Below are 2,667 nucleotides of genomic sequence, written 5' to 3'. Positions count from 1 at the left end.
GTTTAACATCCTATAAAAACCCTTGCATCTATTATATCAATCATTAGTTGTAAAAGGCAGCAGAATAAGCATAGTTTATTATTCAGTAGACATTATATATCGCACTATTTTCAAAAACCGTATAATAGCTCTCCAGTGAAAACTTTCTAGTCCAAAAATAAATCCCTCCTCGTGCAGCGTCTGTAGCATCATTGAAAGAGAGCGCTATTATATTCCAAAGCGGTAAAGCAATAATCGCCAAAAAGAAAATCATGAAAATCACATTAACTACATTGAATATTTTTTCGTCGTTAGAATTTGTTTGGTTCATTTTTTTACCTCCTTTCCTAGAATACTGATTCATCACTGATTTTCTTCGTTAATAAATGACTACCAACAACTAATAAAAGTGAGATTACTGATACAAATAAGCCTACTGCTGTTGCATATGAAAAATCTCCTTGTTGAATCCCCATTCTATATACGAAAGAATTAATAACTTCACTTGCTTGATAGTTTACAGGGTTTTGTAGAACTAAAGTCTGATCTAAATTAGAACCCAATAATCCTCCAACTGAAAGTACGAATGTCAATGCTATAATATGTCTGATTGATGGTATCGTAATTCTAGTGATTTGTTGGAATTTTGTAGCTCCATCCATACGGGCCGCTTCATATAGGGATGGATTGATTCCAGTCATAGCTGCTATATAAAGAATAGTATTCCAGCCTACTTCCTTCCAGATATCTGATATAACCGCGATAGCCCAATACTTATCCGGATCTGTCAAGAATCTTATCGGCTGATCGATCATACCACTTCCTAGTAAAATATTATTTACTAATCCCGTATCTGATAACCAAGTTATAAACATTCCTCCGAGAATAACCCATGAAAGAAAGTGTGGTAAGTAAGATATCGTTTGAACTAATTTCTTTAGTTTCTTATTTACAATTTCATTGATCAAAACAGCTAAAATAATAGCTGATGGGAATCCAATCAATAATTTAAAAAAACTTATACCTATCGTATTCGACATTACAGTCCAAAACATTGAGTCACTAAAAAATTCTTGAAAGTACTGAGTGCCCACCCATTCGGCATTTGAAATTGTATCTAATACAGAATAATCTTTAAAAGCAATTATAATTCCATATAATGGAATAAAATTAAAAATAACCATTAAGATGATACCGGGCCATACCATTACCTGATAAAAACTTTGAGCCTTAAGTTTTTTTAAAAATTTACTCTTTTTTTTATTATTAACTGAAATTATTTCTTGGGTTTCCATTACACCCCTCCTAAAGCGCTTTCTTTTGAGAAGTTACTCTTCCCGAACCTAATTTTAACTCTTGGATAATTTGATACACTGCCCCGATCATGCCTGCATCATTTTTAAATTTAGCAGGTATGATCTTTACTGGGATTTTTTCTTTTATATAATTTAAACTCGCATGACGGCTTTCCAGCAATTTTAAAGATTTGATAAAATCAATCATAAACTTCTCATTTTCACTGATACCCCCTCCAATCAATATTGCTTCCGGATCAAAACAACCTATCAAATTCAATACCCCCACCGATAAATCACGATAAAATTCTGATACAACTTTTGAGGCTACTACATCATTTTCTAGAGCTTTATTAATAATTTCTTTTGCATCTAAAATTTCCACATAACCTGAGTCTAGTTTTTTCATCGCTAAAGCATATTGATGACAAAGACCTCCAACTACTGCTGCTCGTTGATTTAACGAAACTGATTCTAGATTTCTTTGTTCCGGTAGTGTATCAATCATCATCCACCCAAATTCTCCTGCCATACCATGCCCACCACGATAAACTTGATTATTTAAAATAATTCCTCCACCTATTCCAGTTCCCAGTACTAAACAAAGATAATTTTCAAAATTTTTGGCATTTCCAACCCACTTTTCTGCAATTGCCGCAGCGTTTGCATCATTCTCGATAACAGTAGGTAGATTAGTTCTTGATTCTATTTCTAATTTTAAATTTACTCCATAAAGCGTTTTGATTGCTCCCGCTGTAATCAGTAATCCATTTTTTTGAATTATTCCTGGAGCGCTAATACCAATACCTTTTATTCCTGAATTGCTATTTTTATATTTCAGAATAATAGCTGTTAAACTTTCTAAAAATAATAATTTATCATACTTTGTAGGAATCATTGATTTTTCAAGTACTAGACCTTGTTCATTTATAATTCCGAATTTTGTATTTGTTCCTCCTATGTCGATACCTATATACAATTTTCCACCTCCTATATTTAAATAATACGTGTTGATTGATTGACGATCAGTTTTCCTTTTAATACAAAAGATTGTCCTGTATTCTTTTCATTAATCAAGTCAATCAAATGATTTACAGCCATTATTCCCTGCTTGGAAATAGGATTTTTTACTGTGCTTAAAGATGGTGTAAAATAGTTCAGTAAATCAATTCCGTCAAAACCAATCACACTAAAATCTTCTGGGACACTATATCCTGATTCTTTAATTGCCTTAACAGTTCCAATAGCACTTAAGTCATTACCTGCTAAAAAAGCTATTGGCATTTTTCCAGGAAACTTTGACTACCGCCAGCGAAATGTACCAGCGCTGCCAAGTTTTGTACCACCCTTTGCCATGAAATGTACCAGTCATTGCCAACCTGTTTACCACTTA

General features: G+C 33.0%; 4 protein-coding genes. All 4 read right to left on the bottom strand.

Features of this window, described 5'->3' with window-relative positions; all coding sequences use genetic code 11:
- Nucleotides 1-82: 82 nt before the first annotated feature.
- The 4 genes from BM212_RS12130 to BM212_RS12115 are packed head-to-tail and all read right to left on the bottom strand — an operon-like array spanning nucleotide 83 to nucleotide 2,558.
- The gene (locus tag BM212_RS12130) at nucleotides 83-310 is read right to left on the bottom strand and encodes a hypothetical protein (protein ID WP_245750979.1); all 228 of its coding nucleotides are present in this window, start codon (nucleotides 308-310) and stop codon (nucleotides 83-85) included.
- A gap of 16 nt (nucleotides 311-326) precedes the next feature.
- The gene (locus BM212_RS12125; protein WP_087057565.1) at nucleotides 327-1,274 is read right to left on the bottom strand and encodes an ABC transporter permease; all 948 of its coding nucleotides are present in this window, start codon (nucleotides 1,272-1,274) and stop codon (nucleotides 327-329) included.
- A 10-nt stretch (nucleotides 1,275-1,284) separates the two neighbouring features.
- Nucleotides 1,285-2,253, bottom strand: coding sequence for an ROK family protein (locus BM212_RS12120; protein ID WP_091898790.1), 969 nt, complete (start codon nucleotides 2,251-2,253; stop codon nucleotides 1,285-1,287).
- Nucleotides 2,254-2,270: 17 nt separating this feature from the next.
- Nucleotides 2,271-2,558 carry a substrate-binding domain-containing protein gene (locus tag BM212_RS12115; protein ID WP_091898788.1) on the bottom strand — a complete coding sequence of 96 codons (288 nt, stop codon included), beginning with the start codon at nucleotides 2,556-2,558 and terminating at the stop codon, nucleotides 2,271-2,273.
- Nucleotides 2,559-2,667 lie beyond the last annotated feature (109 nt).

Origin of the sequence: Marinilactibacillus piezotolerans (assembly GCF_900114235.1) — a bacterium.
GTDB lineage: Bacteria > Bacillota > Bacilli > Lactobacillales > Carnobacteriaceae_A > Marinilactibacillus > Marinilactibacillus piezotolerans.
This window is presented reverse-complemented; position numbering and strand designations above follow the sequence as displayed.

Coding starts and splice junctions, on each gene's coding strand:
- BM212_RS12130 (WP_245750979.1), bottom strand. CDS start 310: ATGAACCAAACAAATTCTAACGACGAAAAAATATTCAATGTAGTTAAT.
- BM212_RS12125 (WP_087057565.1), bottom strand. CDS start 1,274: ATGGAAACCCAAGAAATAATTTCAGTTAATAATAAAAAAAAGAGTAAA.
- BM212_RS12115 (WP_091898788.1), bottom strand. CDS start 2,558: ATGCCAATAGCTTTTTTAGCAGGTAATGACTTAAGTGCTATTGGAACT.